17 protein-coding genes and 6 tRNA genes are annotated in these 17,865 nt (G+C 45.1%); 15 read left to right on the plus strand and 8 right to left on the minus strand.

Going from position 1 to position 17,865, the window contains the following annotated elements; translation table 11 throughout:
• The first annotated feature begins 76 nt into the window (after positions 1-76).
• Positions 77-907 carry an AraC family transcriptional regulator gene (locus ACI4L0_RS01555; protein ID WP_439798415.1) on the plus strand — a complete coding sequence of 277 codons (831 nt, stop codon included), beginning with the start codon at positions 77-79 and terminating at the stop codon, positions 905-907.
• Here the strand turns inward: ACI4L0_RS01555 and ACI4L0_RS01560 are convergent.
• From ACI4L0_RS01560 to ACI4L0_RS01590, 7 genes are read right to left on the minus strand one after another with little or no spacing between them, the layout of a single operon-like run.
• Positions 902-1,339: a J domain-containing protein gene (locus ACI4L0_RS01560; protein WP_439798416.1), complete on the minus strand. Its 438-nt coding sequence runs from the start codon at positions 1,337-1,339 to the stop codon at positions 902-904. The genes ACI4L0_RS01555 and ACI4L0_RS01560 overlap by 6 nt on opposite strands.
• Entirely contained in the window at positions 1,323-2,696 is a 1,374-nt protein-coding gene (locus ACI4L0_RS01565) for a sigma-54-dependent transcriptional regulator (RefSeq protein WP_439798417.1), read from the minus strand. Before ACI4L0_RS01565 ends, ACI4L0_RS01560 begins: the two co-directional genes overlap by 17 nt.
• A 17-nt stretch (positions 2,697-2,713) precedes the next feature.
• Positions 2,714-3,901: a sensor histidine kinase gene (locus tag ACI4L0_RS01570; protein ID WP_439798418.1), complete on the minus strand. Its 1,188-nt coding sequence runs from the start codon at positions 3,899-3,901 to the stop codon at positions 2,714-2,716.
• A gap of 31 nt (positions 3,902-3,932) precedes the next feature.
• Positions 3,933-5,195 (minus strand): DNA polymerase III, encoded by a 1,263-nt coding sequence (locus tag ACI4L0_RS01575; protein WP_439798419.1) that lies wholly within the window; start codon positions 5,193-5,195, stop codon positions 3,933-3,935.
• Positions 5,196-5,197: 2 nt separating this feature from the next.
• Positions 5,198-5,728: a CvpA family protein gene (locus ACI4L0_RS01580; RefSeq protein ID WP_439798420.1), complete on the minus strand. Its 531-nt coding sequence runs from the start codon at positions 5,726-5,728 to the stop codon at positions 5,198-5,200.
• Positions 5,725-6,876, minus strand: a complete 1,152-nt coding sequence (murG, locus tag ACI4L0_RS01585) for an undecaprenyldiphospho-muramoylpentapeptide beta-N-acetylglucosaminyltransferase (protein ID WP_439798421.1) — start codon at positions 6,874-6,876, stop codon at positions 5,725-5,727. The genes ACI4L0_RS01580 and murG overlap by 4 nt, the downstream gene beginning before the upstream one ends.
• Before the next feature lie 3 nt (positions 6,877-6,879).
• Positions 6,880-7,785, minus strand: coding sequence for an ankyrin repeat domain-containing protein (locus tag ACI4L0_RS01590; RefSeq protein WP_439798422.1), 906 nt, complete (start codon positions 7,783-7,785; stop codon positions 6,880-6,882).
• Between the two features lie 143 nt (positions 7,786-7,928).
• Between ACI4L0_RS01590 and ACI4L0_RS01595 the strand changes: the two genes are divergently transcribed.
• From ACI4L0_RS01595 to clpX, 13 genes are all read left to right on the plus strand, one after another.
• A complete protein-coding gene (locus ACI4L0_RS01595) occupies positions 7,929-8,486 on the plus strand; it encodes a tryptophan transporter (RefSeq protein ID WP_439798423.1) in 558 nt (185 codons plus the stop codon).
• Between the two features lie 7 nt (positions 8,487-8,493).
• Positions 8,494-9,336, plus strand: coding sequence for an energy-coupling factor ABC transporter ATP-binding protein (locus ACI4L0_RS01600; protein ID WP_439798424.1), 843 nt, complete (start codon positions 8,494-8,496; stop codon positions 9,334-9,336).
• Positions 9,333-10,160, plus strand: coding sequence for an energy-coupling factor ABC transporter ATP-binding protein (locus ACI4L0_RS01605; protein WP_439798425.1), 828 nt, complete (start codon positions 9,333-9,335; stop codon positions 10,158-10,160). The genes ACI4L0_RS01600 and ACI4L0_RS01605 overlap by 4 nt, the downstream gene beginning before the upstream one ends.
• Entirely contained in the window at positions 10,157-10,930 is a 774-nt protein-coding gene (locus ACI4L0_RS01610) for an energy-coupling factor transporter transmembrane component T family protein (RefSeq protein WP_439798426.1), read from the plus strand. Before ACI4L0_RS01605 ends, ACI4L0_RS01610 begins: the two co-directional genes overlap by 4 nt.
• 67 nt (positions 10,931-10,997) lie before the next feature.
• Positions 10,998-11,069: transfer RNA gene (locus ACI4L0_RS01615), tRNA-His, on the plus strand.
• Positions 11,070-11,101: 32 nt separating this feature from the next.
• Positions 11,102-11,175: transfer RNA gene (locus tag ACI4L0_RS01620), tRNA-Arg, on the plus strand.
• Between the two features lie 6 nt (positions 11,176-11,181).
• Positions 11,182-11,254: transfer RNA gene (locus ACI4L0_RS01625), tRNA-Lys, on the plus strand.
• Between the two features lie 39 nt (positions 11,255-11,293).
• Positions 11,294-11,374: transfer RNA gene (locus ACI4L0_RS01630), tRNA-Leu, on the plus strand.
• A 52-nt stretch (positions 11,375-11,426) separates the two neighbouring features.
• Positions 11,427-11,498, plus strand: a tRNA-Gly gene (locus ACI4L0_RS01635).
• 46 nt (positions 11,499-11,544) lie between these two features.
• Positions 11,545-11,616 (plus strand) — tRNA-Gly (locus ACI4L0_RS01640).
• 137 nt (positions 11,617-11,753) lie between these two features.
• Positions 11,754-13,124, plus strand: coding sequence for a trigger factor (gene tig / locus ACI4L0_RS01645; protein ID WP_439798427.1), 1,371 nt, complete (start codon positions 11,754-11,756; stop codon positions 13,122-13,124).
• Between the two features lie 87 nt (positions 13,125-13,211).
• Positions 13,212-13,820, plus strand: a complete 609-nt coding sequence (clpP, locus tag ACI4L0_RS01650; protein ID WP_439798428.1) for an ATP-dependent Clp endopeptidase proteolytic subunit ClpP — start codon at positions 13,212-13,214, stop codon at positions 13,818-13,820.
• A gap of 250 nt (positions 13,821-14,070) precedes the next feature.
• Complete coding sequence (clpX, locus tag ACI4L0_RS01655; RefSeq protein WP_439798429.1) at positions 14,071-15,333, plus strand: ATP-dependent Clp protease ATP-binding subunit ClpX; 1,263 nt, start codon at positions 14,071-14,073, stop codon at positions 15,331-15,333.
• 153 nt (positions 15,334-15,486) lie between these two features.
• Here the strand turns inward: clpX and ACI4L0_RS01660 are convergent, their stop codons facing one another.
• Entirely contained in the window at positions 15,487-16,602 is a 1,116-nt protein-coding gene (locus ACI4L0_RS01660) for a glycosyltransferase family 4 protein (protein ID WP_439798430.1), read from the minus strand.
• A 48-nt stretch (positions 16,603-16,650) separates the two neighbouring features.
• On the opposite strand from ACI4L0_RS01660, the gene ACI4L0_RS01665 reads away from it, so the two are divergent.
• Entirely contained in the window at positions 16,651-17,811 is a 1,161-nt protein-coding gene (locus ACI4L0_RS01665) for a DEAD/DEAH box helicase (protein WP_439798431.1), read from the plus strand.
• Positions 17,812-17,865 lie beyond the last annotated feature (54 nt).

Consider the following 17,865-nt stretch of genomic DNA (forward strand, 5'->3'; position numbering starts at 1 on the left):
GGAAGCGAAGCCGGAATAAAACTTTCGGCGCGAATAAAATCTAGCGGAAGCGGAAAAAGCTTTCTTGGAATAAAAAATGGAAATAAAGGACACGGCCTATATCTATAAGCTTATTGCAGGCGAAAAACTTGCCTGGCACGGGCGGTATCATTCCCACGGCGAAATGGAATTTGAAATCCACTTTTTTGCGGAGGGCGAAGGAACTTTCTTTTCAAACAAAACATCCTGCGCCATAAGGAACAATTCGCTGTTTCTGGTTTTTCCGCACGAATTCCATTCAATTCTCCCAAAGGAAGTTAAAAAGCCGCTGACTTATTATGCCGTGCTTTTTTCCCTTGAAAAGTCCGAGGAAAATCTACGCCAGCTTCTTATGCAGGCAGGAAGAAAAAAAAGGCAGTCTCTTGCGGAAAGCGATTCAGTTTCCATAAAATTCATGATGGAAGATATAATGCGCCTATCCAAGGCAGAGTCTGCTGATCTCAGAAAGTCCGCCGCCCTTCTCCTTGAAAGCTGTCTTCTCAGGTGGTTCGGGGAGCAGAACGGAATAAGCCAGGATTCTCCGGTTCCAAGAAATTCCACGGCGGCAAAAGGCTATGTCGGACGCGCAGTGAAATTTATGGAAGGCAAAGTCTGCAAGCGATGCACTGTAGCGGAGCTTGCTTCTTTCTGCGGAATTTCCCAGGAGCATTTTATAAGGATTTTCAAGGATGAAATGCAGATGACGCCTCACCAGTATTTTACGCGGCTCAAGATTCAGACTGCGGCTCTTGCCCTTATAAATTCCAGGGCGCCTGTTTCACAGATTGCGGATGACTTTTCGTTTGAAAACCAGTTTCATTTTTCCAGGGTGTTCAAAAAATGCACAGGGCTTGCTCCGTCGGCATACCGCGCGGCATTCACTTCATAAAGGCTCAAACGAATTCATCAGAAGCTTATATGCCTCCACAATCATCCGCGTTTTGTCTGTAGCGATTTTTCTGAGGATAGGATTTTTGTCATACTTGTCAGGATGAAAATAAAGGAGCTTTTCCTTGTATGCCCTTTTGACATCGGCAGGTTCCGCGGAAAGCGTTATGTCAAGAAGCCTGCATGCGCGCTCTGTTTCCGCCGTGATTTTTTTTATCCGCTGTTTTTTTTGCTGTCCGGGAATTTCTTTTTTTTCAGCGTGAAAATCCTGCTTTTTTTTCTGCTCGCTCTCTTCCCTCTTTTCTTTTTCAGCCTTTTCATCAGGGGAAAAAAAATTCTTCTGATTTTTCTGGGAGTGCTTTTTTTCTTTTATATGCCCGGATTTCAGGCTTTCGCTCAGAAGGTCTCCGAGCCTGTCATACATCGTCTCCATCTGCGCTCTCCGTTTCCTCATTCCAGTCCGAAAGTTTTCTCTGGAGCGTTTTTCTTCCGATTCCGAGTATATCAGCAGTCTTGCTCTTGTTGTTCTTGTTTGCTGCGAGTGTCTGCTCGATGACAATTCTTTCAGCTTCATAAAGCTTTACGCCGAGTGGAATCATGATGCTGTTTTCCTGCGTGCTTTTTGCCACCGCCGGCGGAAGGTCTTCAATTCCTATTTCGCTGCCGGAACTCATTACGACTGCGCTTTCAACACAGTTTCTCAGCTCCCTTATGTTTCCCGGCCAGTCATACTTCATGATAGCGGCTTTTGCCTTGCTGGAAAATCCTTTCACCTGCTTTTTATTTTCGGCGTTGAATTCTTCAAGGAATGAAGAAACAAGCAGAGGCAGATCGCTTTTTCTTTCACGGAGCGGCGGCACATGGATGTGAATTACATTCAGGCGGTAATATAAATCCTCCCTGAATTTTCCGGCTTTTATTTCGTCCTCAAGATTTCTGTTTGTCGCCGCGATTATTCTCACATCGACGCTGATTGTCTGCTCGCCTCCGACTCTCTCGAATTTTCTTTCGGCAAGCACTCTTAGAATTTTTATCTGCACGTTCTGGTTTATCTCGCCGATTTCATCAAGAAAGACAGTGCTTCCATGCGCAAGCTCAAACCTTCCCTTCTGCAGATGGTCGGCTCCCGTGAACGCTCCCTTTTCATGCCCGAACAGCTCGCTTTCAAGAAGTGTCTCGCTTAAAGCCGCACAGTGCACGTTGATCATCTGCCTGTCGCGCCTGGACGAAAGCAGGTGTATTGCGCGCGCCACGACTTCCTTGCCGACTCCACTTTCACCTGTGATGAGAACGCTTGCCTTTGACGCTGCGGCTTTTTTTATAGTTTCCTGGATTTTCTGCATTGCCGGGGAATTTCCGATCATTTCCTTCATCACGGAATTTTCAGCAACTTCTTTTTTCAGCTCCTGGTGCTCTATTTTTATCTGGCGGTTTTCAAGCGCGCGCTTTACAATTATTCCGAGCTGGTCAAGGTTGAGCGGCTTGGTCAGAAAATCGTATGCTCCGTGCCTCATTGCATCCACGGCGGAATCAATGCTTCCGTGGCCTGTAAGAATAATCACAGGAATTCCCGGTGTTTCTGTGGCAATGCGGCTTAGGACTTCCTCTCCTGAAATTCCCGGCATGCGGAGATCCGTGATAACAAGATCAATGTCGCCCTTGGAAATCAGCTCAAGGCCCTCTTTTCCTGATGCAGCTGTCTTTACATTGTAGTCCTCAAGCTCGAAATTCGCCGCAAGCCCTTCGCGTATATTTTTTTCATCGTCAATAATCAGAATTGTGAATTTCAATATTTCCTCCCTGAATTTTATTCCTCAAGAAGCATTGTGTTTTTCTGCGGAGCCGGAATCTGTATTGTAAAGACTGTGCCTTTTTCAAGCTCGGAATTCACCGCTATGTCTCCGCGGAATTCCTTGACAATCTTGTAAACCGTTGTAAGACCAAGCCCTGTTCCGTCCGCCTTTGTGGTGTAGTACGGCTCGAAAATTCTTGAGCAGGTGGCTTCATCCATTCCGCAGCCATTGTCGGCGATAGTCATGATATACTGCCCGTCCTTTAAAAAAGAATTCACGGCGATTTTTCCCTCCGGTTTTTTTCCTGAAAGAACGGCGGACTTTGCATTCTGGATTATGTTTATAAAAATCTCGCGGAACAATTTGTCGTCAATAAGAAGCCTGACTCCGTTGCCCTGAAGACGCACTGAAACCGCAATTCCGCTGCTTTCAAATTCAGGCATGAAGAAATCCATGGACTTTTTAATTATTGAATCCGGCTCGTAAAGCCTGAGGTCCGCTTTAAGAGGGCGCACTGCAAAAAGAAAATCCATTACGATTTTGTTCAGGCTTTCAATTTCTTCGTTTATGACCTCAAGGTATTTTTCCATGAATTTTTCGTCAGGGAGCATGCCGTCTCCGTTTCTGCATTTTTTTATTGACTTCTGCAGAAGCTGAATGTGAATGCTTATTGCTCCCAGCGGATTTTTTATTTCATGCGCAACTGAGGCAGCGAGGCTTGTGAGGCTTTTCATGCTTTCCATGCGGTGAACAAGAATTTCCTGCTGTCTTTTTGCGGTTATGTCTTCTATGAAAATAATGTTCCCCGCAATTTTTCCGTTGCGTACAAGAGGCAAAATGGAAACAACAATAAACCTTGCCTTTTCATCTGCGGAAACTATGGAAAATTCCTCGCTTGTATTTGTGTTATGTTTCTGCGCGCAAAGTGAGATGAAGTCCGAAACTTCCTTGTCCTCTATAAGATTCCAGACCGGCTCGGATTTCACCTGATGCAGATGAAAAAAATGAATGTATCTTTTTGCGGCCTTGTTTATCTTTGAGATGCACCAGTTTTTGTCAACAATCACAAGCCCCGAGGGAATGCTCTGGATTATCGAGTCATAGACTTCGTTTTCCTCACGCACATTTTTTACAAGCCTCTCAAGCTGCTCGTCAGAAAGCTTTTTAATTTTTTCCGATGCCTTTTCAACAAAATCTGTCATCTGTGATGCTCCTGTTCTTTCAGCATGCCATTCATTTTTTTTCCTGCGGGCCGGGCAAAATCAGCTCCCTCAGAATTCCGTTGTTCATATAATTTACATGCATTATGCTGCGGGCAAGCTCTTCAAGGCAGGCTGCCGGATTCTGGTTGAATGTTTCTGCATTGCTCAATGATGATTTTAAAAGACCTAGAATTTCAAATGAAATTTCCGAGCCGGCCGCTGACAGCTTCAGTTTTTCCTGCGCCTCGATAAGTCCGAGAATAAAAATTCTAAAAAGAACACGAGGTTCGAACGAGGAGCACTGCGACATTATTTTTTGAATATCAGGAACATGGCCCTGCGCTATGCAAGAAAAAAAATCCGCCGCGCATGATTTTACAAGCTCAGGCTTTACAGAAAGAAAGGACTGCAAAAAAACATTTATGCTGTCGAATTCTTTTCCGCCGTTGAACTGAGGCTCGTAGTGAAAAATTCTGTCAATGACATTTTTCTGCTGCTGTGCTGTCCGCTCAAAAAAAACATAGGTGCGCACTCTTGAAAGAATTGTCGGAAGCATTGCTCCGCGGCGCGAAGTTGTCAGGATAAAAACTACATCTCGGGGCGGCTCTTCAAGAATTTTCAGCAGGGCATTGCGTGCGCTGTCCGCCATCAAATCTGCATTTTCAATGATCAGAACTTTTTTGCCTGAGCTGGATGCAAGGTGCGCCCAGGAAGATAAATTGCGTATCTGCAGAACGGGAACTGAACCGTACAAAAAACATCCCTCGAGCTTTGCGCAGGCCTTTTCAATTTTTTCGGTGATTTTTGAAAGCTCCTCATCTTCCGGAAGAATTCTGCCTGGCTCAATCTGCTCAAGCTCCTCTTCAATTTCCTGAACCAGCGGTGAAAATTTCTGTAGCTTGTCGTCGCCTTCCCAAAGCACAGGACTGAATCTCACTGTAAGTTTTCTGACAGCGCGGATAAAAAAATAGCGTGAAGCTTCAAGGTGCTTTGTGTTCTGCACGTTCTGGCTGAGCAGGGATTTTTTTGCGGCGGCAATTTCCAACGTTCGGTTTCCGGCCCCTAGAACAAGGAGCGACGGACTGACCAAAGCTTTATTCTGGCGGCAGGAGGAACAGTTGCAGTTCCATTCTCCGCTATTTGCGCATGAAAGAATTCTAGCGGTTTCCAGCGCGGCGGATAATTTTCCTGAAGACACCGGCCCTGAAAAAAGAATAGAGCCGGGAAGCCTTTTTTTTTCAATGTCCTCGCGCAGAAGAGAAGTTGCGCTCTGGTTCAGAATATTCTCGAACATTTTCAGTTGTCCCCTGTCACAAGAGGAATTGCAAGCGGAGCAGCTGAAGTGTTTTCAACCGCGCCTGAAATTCTTTGAAGCGGCACTGAAACAATCGGACTGAAAATCCTGAAGAAAAAACTGTTTTTCAGAATCGGCTCAACAGAAAACCACGGCTGAATTTCCATGACAAACATAACAAGGCATACCACCACAAGCCCTTCCAGAATCCCGAATAAAAAGCCAAGAATTCTGTCAAGATCCTTGAAGATTTCTCCGCCGAAAATATTTTTCACGGCTGTCTGCAAAAGCTTCATCACAATGAACGATGAAATAAAAATAAGAAGAAACGAAATTATCACTGACAGAAATCTGATGTGAATATATTTTTCAATCGGCAAAACAAGCTGCCCGTAAAAAAGAAAAGCAACCCATGCGCTCACAACAGGCGCGGCTTTTCCGAAAATTTCATTCAGAAAACCGTTAAACGTTCCGAGGACAGCGAACAGCAAAACAATAAGCAAAAAAATGATATCAACAGCAGGAAACATCATATTTTAACTTGCTCCATAATAAGGTTTGAAATTATTTCAGATGGCCTTGATTCACCGCAGATAGCCCCGCAGTTTTCAGACATTTTTTTTCGCTCTTCGGGAATACTGAGGCGGTTCAGGGCTGAAATCAGATTTTCCTTGCTGGCAGCTTCTCCTGCAAGTGAAACAGCGGCTCCTCTTGAAGAAAAATATTCGGCATTGTCAACCTGGTCTCCTCTTGTTCCGGCTCCGCACAGGGGAATAAGAATCATCGGCTTTCCGCAGACAGCACATTCCCACAGCGAATTTGCTCCGGCTCTTGAAACAACAACGTCCGCCGCCTGAATCACAGAAACCATTTCGCTGTAAATGAATTCATAGGGCCTGTAGGATTCATCCGCAGAAGCCATCACGGAAGGATTTTCCATTGCGAATTTTTTTCCAGTCTGATGAACCACTATGTATTTTTTCTTCAGCTCGCCGATACATTCAAGCACAAGTCTGTTTATCTGCTCTGCCCCGAGGCTTCCGCCCAGAACCAAAAGAATGTCCTTCTTGCAGTCTTCACTTATGCCAAGAAATTTTTTTCCGGCCAGGCTTTTGTCCTCGTAGAATGAAGGGCGCACTGGATTTCCTGTAGCTATGCATTTGCCCCTGAGTCCGCTGTCAAAATATTTTGAAGTTTCGCTGTAGGAAAGCAGAATCTTTGCGGCATTGCAGCTGTTTATTCTGGTTGCAAGCCCCGGTGTGAAATCACATTCATGCGTAAAGTACGGAATTTTCAGAATGAAGGCGGCGGCGCATGGAGGCACACTCACAAATCCGCCCTTTGAAAAAAGAAAATCAGGCTTTATTTTTTTTAAAATCAAAATCGACTTGAAAAAGCCCGCGCAAATTTTGAACATGTCGCTGATGTTTTTGAGTGAAAAATACCGGCGCAGCTTTCCGCAGGGAATTCCATGGAAAAATGAAATGCTTCCGCCTGATGAAACAAGATTTTTTTCAAGAATCGAAGCGTCCATTCCGCTGGAATTTCCGATCCAGTGAATTTCAATTTCATCAGGAGATGCGAATTTTTTTTTGAGCTCGTCGGCAATGGCGATTCCAGGATATATGTGTCCTCCTGTTCCGCCGCCTGCAAAAACAACTTTTATTTTTTTTCTGGACATTTTTTATTCCGGCTTGGCTTTTGCTATGAGGCTTGAAAGCTCTTCGTTTTTAAACAGCAGTGCATATTTTCTTGCGCTCATTCCCATGCTGTCCTGTATGTCAGGGTCGGCTCCGGAGTCAAGCAGAAGCTTTACAAGCTTCGGGCTTCCGTTTCCCACTGCAAGAACAAGAATCGGCTGGCCGTCTGAGCTGACAGTGTTCAGGCTGGCACCCTTTTCTATGAGCATCTGGGCGACAGTGTAGTTTTTTCTCCACACAGCGTCCATTACAGCTGAATATCCCCTGTCCGAGGAAATGGCGTTTATGTCAGCGCCCTTTGAAAGAAGCCACTCAATCATCTCCTGGTTGTCATTTCTTGTTGCAATGCATATCAGAGGCACGCCCTGCATTGTCCTTGAATTCACATCGATGCCGGAATTTAAAATGGACATGCAGATGTCTTCTTTTTCCTTTTCAAGGTAGAATTCAAAGCTGTCTGCCGTGCATGAAATTCCCTGCGCAAGAAGGCTGGCTTTGTATTTTCTTTCATTATGTTCAGTTTTTATCGCATCAAGATTGCGCTCAAGCCACTTTCTGGCAAGCTCCCATGTGCGGAACTTTTCAGCCGGAAAGTTTTCAGAGCAGAAAACGGACTGCTCATAATTTTTTTCTTCCGCGCAGACAATGGCAGGAATCTGTTTTCCGGCCGCAACTCCCAGGATATAGGACAATGCGCCGGCGCACTCTCCGCCTTCAGGGAGCATGAGGAATGCATCCGCTGAAAAAATTTTTTCCGCCAGAAGCTCCGCATTTTTTCCGCTGTCCAAAAATGAAATTCTTTCGATTCCGCAGCCGTTTCCGCTCAGGAATTCTTCGGCTTTCCGTGTTTTTTCTTCCTTATTTGATGAAGCAATAATCAACCAATTCATGCCGCAATTATACTCCAGGTTTTCTCAAAAGTCTATTACTTGATTTATGCGGAGATTTCAGAAAGGTTCATTTTTCACTTGACAAAAAAGCGTGCTAGCGGTATGTTTCTATAAATAGAAACTTAAAAACAGGGAGCATTTTTATGAACGAAAATGAAAATCTTGGCGAGAAGCGCGTTCTTGTCTCCGAGGAAAAAAAGGGACTTCAGGTGCAGGATCTTATTCTTGTCGCGGTTCTGCTTGCGGCAGGAGCTGTGCTGAAATTTTTTGTCGGCTCAATTATAAACATCGGGGGAATGAAGCCGAACTTTATTATCGCAATGTACTGCATGGCGATTGCCCTGACAAAGCCCGGAATAAAATCAGCGGCTGTGATAGGAATTCTTGCCGGCGCAATCTGCCAGTTCTTCCCGGGAACTCCCTATCTGAATTTTGCAAGCGAAATAGCCGGCGCGGTTGTAATGGCTCTTTTGATGAAGCTTCCGGTTCCGCAGCTTGGAAAGCTTGATTTCAAGCCGGCGCTTTCCACACTGGCAAGCACAATTGTAAGCGGCGGCATTTTTACAGTTCTTCTTATATTTGCGCTCGGAGCCGACAAGGGAACTCTCGTGGCTTACATTCCTATTGTTCTCTGCACAGCCTGCATCAATGCGGTTCTTGTGCAGGTTCTTTTTATTCCTCTGAAAATGACACTCAAGTGAGCGCCTGATGATACAGATTGAGAAACTTAGCTTTTCCTACAGCGGCTCTTCTTCTCCCGCACTGAAAAACATCTCCATGGAAATTCCTGACGGAGAATTCCTTGGAATAACAGGTGCTTCCGGCGCGGGAAAAACAACGCTCAGCTTTGTGATAAACGGAGTTGTTCCCCACTACTACAGGGGCGAATACTACGGAAATGTCCGCGTGAACGGCAATGATGTTTTCAGCACAGATCCGTGCAAGGTCGCGCTTGATGTCGGCAGTGTTTTTCAGGATATAGACAGCCAGATGACCTGCTCTGTTGTTGAGGATGAAATTCTGTTCGGACTTGAAAATTTCGGAGTTCCGAAGGATGAGGCGGAAGCCAGGCTTGAATGGGCGCTCAGGGAAACCGGAATTGAAAATCTCCGCAGCCGTGAAATTTCAGGGCTGAGCGGCGGACAGAAGCAGAGAACGGCGGTTGCGGCGATTCTTGCCCTTAAACCGAACATTCTTGTTCTTGACGAGCCGACCGGGGAGCTGGATCCGGCTTCGAGCAGGAATATTTTCAGAATTCTCAAGGAGCTCAACGAATCATACGGGATAACAATCGTAGTCATAGAGCAGAAAATCATGCTGCTGTGCGAATTCGCAAGGAAGCTTGCAGTTCTTGACAAAGGCTCTCTTGCATTCTACGGAAGCGTTAGGGATGTGCTCAAAAATGCGGACAGGCTCGCCTCGCTCGGAGTGAACTATCCGCGCGCAGTTGATTTCCATAAAAGCCTTGTTTCCCGCGGAATGATTGCCCCGGGAACAGAAGTCTGCATAAGCGCGGAAGAGGCTGCGGCTCTTGCAGGAGGACTTCTATGATAGAGTGCAAGGATGTCTGCTTCGGCTACGGAAAGACAAAGGACACCGAGCTTATACACAGCATTTCGCTCAGCATAGAAAAAGGCGAATTCGTTGCGATCACAGGAGAAAACGGAGCCGGAAAATCCACGCTCAGCAAGCTTATCGCAGGAATTCTAAAGCCGTCATCCGGAAAAATCACAGTGAGCGGAGCGGACACGGCAAAGTCAAAAAACAGCGAGCTTGCAAGGAACACCGGCTTTCTTTTTCAGAACCCGGACAGGCAGCTTTGCGCTTATACCGTCAGGGAGGAAATCGCATTCGGGCAGAAGGCTCTGAAAACAGGCACGGAGGAAGAAATTTACCGCCGGACAGACAGCATAATAGAAGAATTCGGCTTCAGCCCTGATGCTGCTCCGTTTTCGCTCAGCAGAGGACAGCGGCAGAGGCTTGCGCTTGCTTCGATTATCGCGGTTGAGCCAAAGATAATGATTCTTGACGAGCCGACAACCGGGCTTGACTACAAGGAATGTATGGAAATCATGCGGTCAGTTCAGGAACTGAACAGAAACGGAACAACAGTTGTAATGGTCTGCCACGACATGGAGCTTGTTCTTGATTTCGCTGCGCGAATGGTTGTTCTTGCCGGCGGCAGGATTATCGCAGATGGTGAAACCCTGGACATAATGCGCAGCCGGGATGTTCTGAAACAGGCCAGCCTTCTTCCGCCTCAGATTGTGCAGGTTGCGCTTGAGCTGGAAGAAAAATTTAGCGGCAGATTCGATTTTTCAGATGTCAGAACCGCTGACGGTCTTGCCGCAAAAATACAGGAGGCAATAAAATGAAGGGACTTGTAGACTTTGCCCCCGGAAATTCTGTTTTCCATAGAATGAATCCTCTGGCAAAATTGTTTTTTTCAGCTGCGATCTGTGCTTCATGCTTTGTATCGTCATCACCGGCGGTGCTTCTGGCTCTTCTTGCAGTGGATATAACATCTGGCTTTCTGTGCGGAATTCCAGGAAGAACATTCAGGCTTCTGCGGGGGCTTGCAAAGATTTCGCTTTTTCTGCTTATCATACAGATTCTGCTTATCAGAAAAGGCCAGGTGGTGGCGGATCTTTATTTTCTGAAAATCACGGATGAAGGGCTTGCGGTTTCTGTTGTCCTTGTTCTAAAACTTTGCTGCGCCACACTTCCTCTTGTGCTTATGCTTTCTGTGACAAAGCTGGCTGACCTTTCAAATGCTCTTGTTGAAAAATTGAAAGTTCCGTACAAGTATGCCTTTACACTTACAACTGCAATCCGCTTTATACCGATTTTTGCACAGGAAATGGAAGGAATTCAGGAGGCCCAGACTTCCCGGGGAATTCAGCTGGACACAAGAAATCCTCTGAAGAAGCTGGCGCTCATTCTGCCTTTGTGCGCTCCTCTTCTGGTTTCTTCTGTGCGGAAAACAAACGGAACTGCGATTGCTGCTGACCTGCGCGGCTTCAAGCTCCGGACTGCAAAAAGCTGCCTGAAAAAATATCCGTTCAGGGCAAGGGATTATATCTGCTTTGTTTTTTCGATTGCAATGGCAGTGTCGGTTATCTGCATGGAACTGAAAATATTTTAACTTTTTTTTTGATTTGCACTTGACCAACAAAAGCAATTCATATATAGTCTTATACATCGATTGCATGGTGCCTGTAGTTCAGGGGTAGAGCGCCAGATTGTGGATCTGGTTGTCGTGGGTTCAAATCCCACCAGGCACCCGGATTCCAACCGAAAGACCGTGCAGCGGAATGCGTTCGTAGCTCAACTGGATAGAGCAGTGGACTTCGAATCCGAAGGTTGCACGTTCGAGTCGTGTCGGACGCAATAAACGGGCGATTAGCTCAGCTGGTAGAGCAACAGACTCTTAATCTGTGGGTCGGGAGTTCGATCCTCCCATCGCTCAAAGGATTTTGAAACACTCTGTGTAGGTCAAAAAATTCACGCGAGAGTGGTGAAATTGGCAGACACGCTAGACTTAGGATCTAGTGCCCTAGGCGTGAGGGTTCAAGTCCCTCCTTTCGCATTTTAATCTTCTTTATTTTTATAAGGAAATTAATACAAAACGCAGAGGTTTTGCGGAAATGGCTCAATGGTAGAGCGCGACCTTGCCAAGGTCGATGTTGCGGGTTCGATTCCCGTTTTCCGCTTTACATTTACAAAGCAGTGCTGTATTCAGTTGCTGCGACGCAATTTGCGGAAATGGCTCAATGGTAGAGCGCGACCTTGCCAAGGTCGATGTTGCGGGTTCGATTCCCGTTTTCCGCTCGACGACGAAGCGATTTGGATTTTTTCTGAATCGCTTTTTTATTTATGGTTTACACCAAACCATAGAAACAGCGGAGTCAGGGACTTGAGAAAAGCGTGCCTTGGCCCGGTGCATTTTATAATCGAGAGGTTCCCACGTGAAGGTAACAAAGGAAATTTCCAGACTTGAAAATTCAGCAGTAAAGCTTACTGCCACAATTTCAAAAGAAGATGTTGTTTCTGGGTACAACAAAAACATTTCTAAATACGCAAAAAATGTTCAGCTTCCAGGCTTCCGCAAGGGTCATGTGCCTGTGAAGGTTCTTGAGCAGAAATATGGCGACTCTCTCAAGCAGGAAGTTCTTGCAGATCTCATAGATGAATCACTGAACCAGATTTTCGCAGAGGAAGAGTCAAAGGATATCCGTCCCCTTCCCTATGATCAGCCGCGCCTTGACGGAGATAAGCTTCCTGAATTCAGCCTTGAAAATGATCTGACTTTCTCTGTTGTTTATGATGTTTTCCCTTCTGTTGAAGTGAAGGATTTTTCCAAGATTGAAGTGAAGGAGCCTCAGGTTGAAGTTGGAGACAAGGAGCTTGAAGAGGAGCTGAAGGCTATCCAGGACAGAAACGCTTCTGTTATTGACAAGAAAGACGGAGAGCCTGTTGAAAAAGACAATATTGTAAAAATCGACTACAAGGAGCTTGATGACGCAGGCAACACTGTTGCTGGCTCTGAGCGCGAAGGCTTTGTGTTTACAGTCGGAAGCGGCGAGAACATCTATAAAATCGACAATGAAATCATAGGCATGAAAAAAGATGAAACAAAGGAAATTGTAAAGACCTATGATGCAAAAGATGAAAACGAGGATCTTGCTGGAAAAACAAAGAAAATCAGCGTGACTGTTAAATTTATAAAGACACGCACTCTTCCTGCATTGGATGACGAGCTTGCCCAGGATGTGAGCGAAAAATACAAGACTCTTGATGACTTGAAAAAGGACATTCAGAAAGGTCTTGAGAGCGCAAAAAACAAGAAGATTGAGGAAATGAAATCACAGAGCCTTCTTGAGCAGCTTGTTGAAAAGAATCCTATTTCACTTCCAAAGTCAATGGTTAAGGCTGAAACAGAAAGCCGCTGGAGAATGATGGCTCAGCAGTTCCAGACAACACCAGAGCAGCTTGAAAAAATAGTGGCTAGCTCAGGAGATTCCAAGGAAAATGTTATTTCAAACTGGATCGGGGATCCTGAAAAAATGCTCAAGAGCCGCCTGATAGTTGATACTCTTATACGCGAAAAAAATATTTCAGTTTCTCCTGAGGAAGTTGAAGCTGAATTTTCAAAGCTTGCAGAAGAGTCAGGCTCGACTGTTGAAGAGGTAAAGGAGCGTTACAAGGATGCCCGCGCAAAGGAATATTTGATTGATGAAATCAAGGAAAAAAAGCTTTTTGACGATCTTTACAAGCAGGTGAAGGTTTCAAAGGGCGATAAAGTTTCGTTTGCGGATCTCTTCAAAAACAGCCGCTAGAAGTTTCAAACACTTCTAGGCACAGGAAAAACGGAGTGTTGCACATTCCGTTTTTTTTGTTTACATTATTCAGCAGGGGAAAATTTGATGAATGAATTTATGAACACTCTTGTTCCGACTGTCATTGAAAGAAGCGGAAATGGCGAGCGTGCCTATGATTTGTATTCAAGGCTTCTGAAAGACAGGATAATCTTTGTGGACGGTGAAATCCGGGATGAAACAGCTGATTTGATTGTAGCTCAGATTCTTTATCTTGAAAGCGAAAATCCAGAGAAAGATATAAGCATGTATATAAACAGCCCTGGAGGCTCTGTGACAGCAGGTCTTGCCATTTATGACACAATGCAGTATGTGCGCTGTGACATTCAGACTATCTGCATGGGACAGGCAGCAAGCATGGGCGCAATTATTCTTGCCGGAGGAACAGTCGGAAAAAGATATGCGCTTCCGTCCAGCCGTGTTATGATACATCAGCCGTGGGGCGGAGCTCAGGGACAGGAAAGCGATATAGCGATACAGGCAAAGGAAATCGGCCGCCTGAAAAAACTGAGCATACAGTATCTTTCTAGGCAGACTGGAAAAAAGGAAGAGGAAATTGCCGCTGATATGGAGCGTGATTTTTATATGCCTGCTGAGGAAGCTAAGGCTTACGGCATAATTGACCATATAATGAACAGTGCCAAAAAAGGAAAATAGCCGCGTTTTCAGATTTGGATTTTCCATAGGAAGCCACTGAAAATGCAGTTTTAACAGCAGCTTTGTAAAAATCAAAACAATGGATAGTTCTTTTTGGATATTCATTGTTTTCTTAAGTTTGCGTTGCAAATTTTATTATCAACTGTAACTTCCGCTGAAAACTGCGCTGCGGAGTTGCTTGAAAAGTCAAATTTAAACTTGCTTATAAGTTTTGCTTTTGATTTTTCTCTGAGTTTATGGGAGTTCAATAATGGCCAGATTAGGCAAAAACAACCAGCCTGTATGTGCGTTTTGCGGGCGTCCTGCTGATGAGCACAGAAGAGTTATAAGCTCTCCTGATGATTCAATTTCTATCTGCGAGCATTGCGTTTCAACATGTCAGACGATTTTAAATAATGAAGCCCATACAATGGCTCCGATTGACATGAGCACTATCCCCTCCCCGAAGGATTTCAAGGCGTATCTTGACCAGTATGTGATCGGGCAGGACTATGCAAAAAAAGTTCTTTCTGTTGCCGTTTACAATCACTATAAGCAGCTTTCGATTTCAAAGGAACAGCAGCTTTCAATGGACGTGAAGATTGAAAAATCAAACATTCTTCTTCTCGGCCCGACCGGCTCTGGAAAAACGCTTCTTGCAAAAACCCTGGCGCAAAAGCTGAATGTTCCGTTTGCGATTGCAGATGCCACCACACTCACTGAAGCTGGATATGTAGGCGAAGATGTTGAGAATGTCCTGCTGAAGCTTATCAATGCGGCGGACGGAGATATAGCGGCGGCAGAGCGCGGAATTATTTTTATTGACGAAATAGACAAGATTGGCAGAAAAAGTGAAAACACTTCGATAACACGTGATGTTTCAGGTGAAGGTGTTCAGCAGGCTCTTTTAAAGATTCTTGAGGGAACTCACGCTTCTGTTCCACCTCAGGGCGGAAGAAAACATCCGAACCAGGAGATGCTTGACATCGACACCACAAATATTCTGTTCATCTGCGGCGGAGCATTTGTTGGCCTTGACAAAATAATTGAGCAGCGTCTTTCCACTGCATCAATCGGCTTTGGAGCAGAGGGAACACACAGAACAAATGAAGAGCGCATGGAGCTTTTGAATCAGGTTACAAGCGATGACCTTGTGAAATTCGGGCTTATTCCTGAGTTGATTGGAAGACTTCCTATGACCTGCGCTTTGAAGGAGCTTAACAAGGAGGATCTGAAGAGAATTCTTGTGGAGCCAAAAAATGCCATTACAAAGCAGTTCCAGGCTATTTTTGCAATCGACGATGTGGAGCTTTCGTTTGAAGATGATGTGATTGACCTGATTGCTGAAATGGCTATAAAAAACAAAACCGGCGCAAGAGGACTTCGTGCGATTGTAGAGAATATCCTTCTTGATCTTATGTATGAAGTGCCAAGCGTAAAGGGAAAAAAGAAGCTTGTCATCACAAAGGATATTGTCAACCGCAAAGTGCTTCCGTCTGCGGAATCCCTTTTGATTGAGCAGAAAACAGCCTGACAGATTAGCACCTCGGTTTTATCTGTCGAGGTGTGCTCAAAGGCATTTCAGATGGCATAAGCGCCGCACAATAAAATGAACACTGAATAGGATCAAGCTGTCTTATTCAGTGTTGCTTAGAATTCTGAACCATCCTTAAAAACTTGCCCTAGCCTATTTTGCCAGAATATCCTTTATTATATCCATTGTTTCAACAACGCATTTTTCCCATGAAAATCTTTTTGTCCATTCAAGTCCGCTTTCGATGATTTTTTTTCTGAATGTCTTGTCAGTCGTTATTTTTTCAATGCACGAAGCAAATTCCGCAGTATTATCGCTGTCAAAAAAGAGCGCATTGCTCCCGGCCACTTCAGGCAGCGCGCCGGCCTTTGCGCAGGCCACAGGAACTCCGGTTGCCATCGCCTCAAGAACAGAAAGCCCCGCTCCTTCATTTATAGACGGAAAAATACACGCATCAGAATTTCTGTAAAGCTCAGGAAAGCTTTCATGGGGAAAATATCCAGTTATAAAAATATCGCTCGCCGCAGAAGATTCAAAGGCCGCCCTGTGGACATCATCGCTGCAAGGACCGTCGCTTCCTGCGATAACCAGGCGGTGCGGAAGTCCAGTCTGCTTCTTGAACAGGGCAAAAGCCTCTATAAGCTCCCTGTGTTTTTTTTCAGGGCCCTGCATGCTGCTTGCATAAATTATGTACGGTTTTTTTATCGCGAACGGCTTTATGTCAGCGATTTCATTTTCAATTCCGAGAGGCTCCACTGGAAAAAAACTGCTGTGGTCTATTCCGTTGTGAACAATCTCAATGCGGCGGCATTTCAGCCCGGAACGCTCGATATTTTTTTTTACAAACATGCTCGGAACAACCACGCAGTCTATTTTTGACAGCCCGGTCTTTATATGCCTCTGGGCAAGCCAGCTTTCCTTTTTTAAGACCGCAGCCGGAATGTCATTTATGATTGCAACGGAGGGAACGCTGAATGAAGAAGGAACAAGCCTTGCTCCTGCGGGAAAAATAACAGCATCATATTTCATTTTTCGTATGAATCGGTCTGCTGAAAAATAATGCCAGAGCCTTGCATCCATGTTCTTTTTGCCGGCCGCGGAAAACGGAACATCCTTTTCCTTGTTGTACGTGTATCTGTCAATTTCCTCCCCGAACAATTCAAAAGAAAACTCCGGCTCATCGGGAAGATTTTTTATAAAGTACATGAGGTATGAGCCAAGGCCGGATTTTCCGTGCTCACAGCCAAATGTGTCGATTCCTATTTTCATATTTTTTCAGTATACCACAAAAATACAAAAATATGCTATATTTTATTCATGAGCAATTTTTCACAGTTAAACATCGACGAATCTATAATCAGAAAACTTGAGGAAAACGGAATAACCGAGCCGACTGAAGTGCAGAAAAAGGTGATTCCCCTCATAGCGGAAGGAAAAAATATTTTTTTTCAGAGTGAAACCGGAACAGGAAAAACTTTTGCCTACCTTCTGCCGCTGCTGACCAGGCTTAATTCGGAGGAAACAAATTCAGTCAGTCTTATGATAGCCTCCCCGACCTACGAGCTTGCATCGCAGATAAAGGTTCAGCTTCAGAAAGTGTGCGGAATAAAATGCGCTCTTCTTATAGGAGGCGCTCCCATTGCGCGGCAAATTGACCTTCTGAAGGAAAAGCCCCGTGTTGTCATAGGCGGACCTGCCAGGCTTCTTGAGCTTATTCATCTGAAAAAACTCAAGGCGGATAAAATCGAAATCCTGGTTCTTGATGAGGCGGACAGGCTTCTCAGCCCGGAAATGCGCGAGGATACAAAGAATCTCATGGAGCGACTTCCCAAGTCAGTGCAGATTATAGGAAATTCAGCCACAGTCAGCGCGCTCACACGTGATATTCTGCAGAAAGAGCGGAGCGGAACAGACGGCGCGCAGGAAAATCAGATTCTTTTTGTTTCCCTGCCGATGGAAGATGTACTTAGAAAGCGGATTTCCCACTGGGCTATTTTTGCGGAGCGGAGGGACAAGATAGATACGCTCAGGAGCTTTATAAATGCAGAAAAGCCTGGAAAGCTGCTTGTGTTCACTTCAAAGTCCGACCAGATTGAAAACATAGCGTCAAAGCTGCGCTTCAAGAAAATCGAGTGCGAAACCCTGTGCGGAAAAACAAACAAAGTCGACCGCAAATCCGCCATAGACCGTTTCAGGAGCGGAAAAATAAAAATTCTAATCACCACAGACCTTGCATCCCGCGGGCTTGACATATCAGGAATAACCCATGTTGTCCAGATGGATTTGCCTGAAAAAGAGGATTTCTTCATTCACCGCGCAGGAAGAACCGCCAGAGCCGGAGCAACAGGAATAAACTGCGTGATTGGAGATGCCTGGGAAATGAACAACTATGCCCGGCTTGAAAAAAAACTGAAGATAACTGTTTTTCCCAAAATGCTCTACAAGGGCAGCCTTGTGGATCCTAATTCGCTTATGTGAAGCTGTAACTTTGAAAATACTTGAGGCTTGTACTTGATTTTGCTATAATGCAAA

Source organism: Treponema sp. (genome assembly GCF_051883275.1).
In the GTDB taxonomy this organism is placed as follows: domain Bacteria; phylum Spirochaetota; class Spirochaetia; order Treponematales; family Treponemataceae; genus Treponema_D.

What these genes read in the sequence shown, in the direction of transcription:
- ACI4L0_RS01555 (WP_439798415.1), top strand. Translation starts at nt 77, where the DNA reads ATGGAAATAAAGGACACGGCCTATATCTATAAGCTTATTGCAGGCGAA.
- ACI4L0_RS01560 (WP_439798416.1), bottom strand. Translation starts at nt 1,339, where the DNA reads ATGGAGACGATGTATGACAGGCTCGGAGACCTTCTGAGCGAAAGCCTG.
- ACI4L0_RS01570 (WP_439798418.1), bottom strand. Translation starts at nt 3,901, where the DNA reads ATGACAGATTTTGTTGAAAAGGCATCGGAAAAAATTAAAAAGCTTTCT.
- ACI4L0_RS01575 (WP_439798419.1), bottom strand. Translation starts at nt 5,195, where the DNA reads ATGTTCGAGAATATTCTGAACCAGAGCGCAACTTCTCTTCTGCGCGAG.
- ACI4L0_RS01580 (WP_439798420.1), bottom strand. Translation starts at nt 5,728, where the DNA reads ATGATGTTTCCTGCTGTTGATATCATTTTTTTGCTTATTGTTTTGCTG.
- murG (WP_439798421.1), bottom strand. Translation starts at nt 6,876, where the DNA reads ATGTCCAGAAAAAAAATAAAAGTTGTTTTTGCAGGCGGCGGAACAGGA.
- ACI4L0_RS01590 (WP_439798422.1), bottom strand. Translation starts at nt 7,785, where the DNA reads ATGAATTGGTTGATTATTGCTTCATCAAATAAGGAAGAAAAAACACGG.
- ACI4L0_RS01595 (WP_439798423.1), top strand. Translation starts at nt 7,929, where the DNA reads ATGAACGAAAATGAAAATCTTGGCGAGAAGCGCGTTCTTGTCTCCGAG.
- ACI4L0_RS01600 (WP_439798424.1), top strand. Translation starts at nt 8,494, where the DNA reads ATGATACAGATTGAGAAACTTAGCTTTTCCTACAGCGGCTCTTCTTCT.
- ACI4L0_RS01605 (WP_439798425.1), top strand. Translation starts at nt 9,333, where the DNA reads ATGATAGAGTGCAAGGATGTCTGCTTCGGCTACGGAAAGACAAAGGAC.
- ACI4L0_RS01610 (WP_439798426.1), top strand. Translation starts at nt 10,157, where the DNA reads ATGAAGGGACTTGTAGACTTTGCCCCCGGAAATTCTGTTTTCCATAGA.
- clpP (WP_439798428.1), top strand. Translation starts at nt 13,212, where the DNA reads ATGAATGAATTTATGAACACTCTTGTTCCGACTGTCATTGAAAGAAGC.
- clpX (WP_439798429.1), top strand. Translation starts at nt 14,071, where the DNA reads ATGGCCAGATTAGGCAAAAACAACCAGCCTGTATGTGCGTTTTGCGGG.
- ACI4L0_RS01660 (WP_439798430.1), bottom strand. Translation starts at nt 16,602, where the DNA reads ATGAAAATAGGAATCGACACATTTGGCTGTGAGCACGGAAAATCCGGC.
- ACI4L0_RS01665 (WP_439798431.1), top strand. Translation starts at nt 16,651, where the DNA reads ATGAGCAATTTTTCACAGTTAAACATCGACGAATCTATAATCAGAAAA.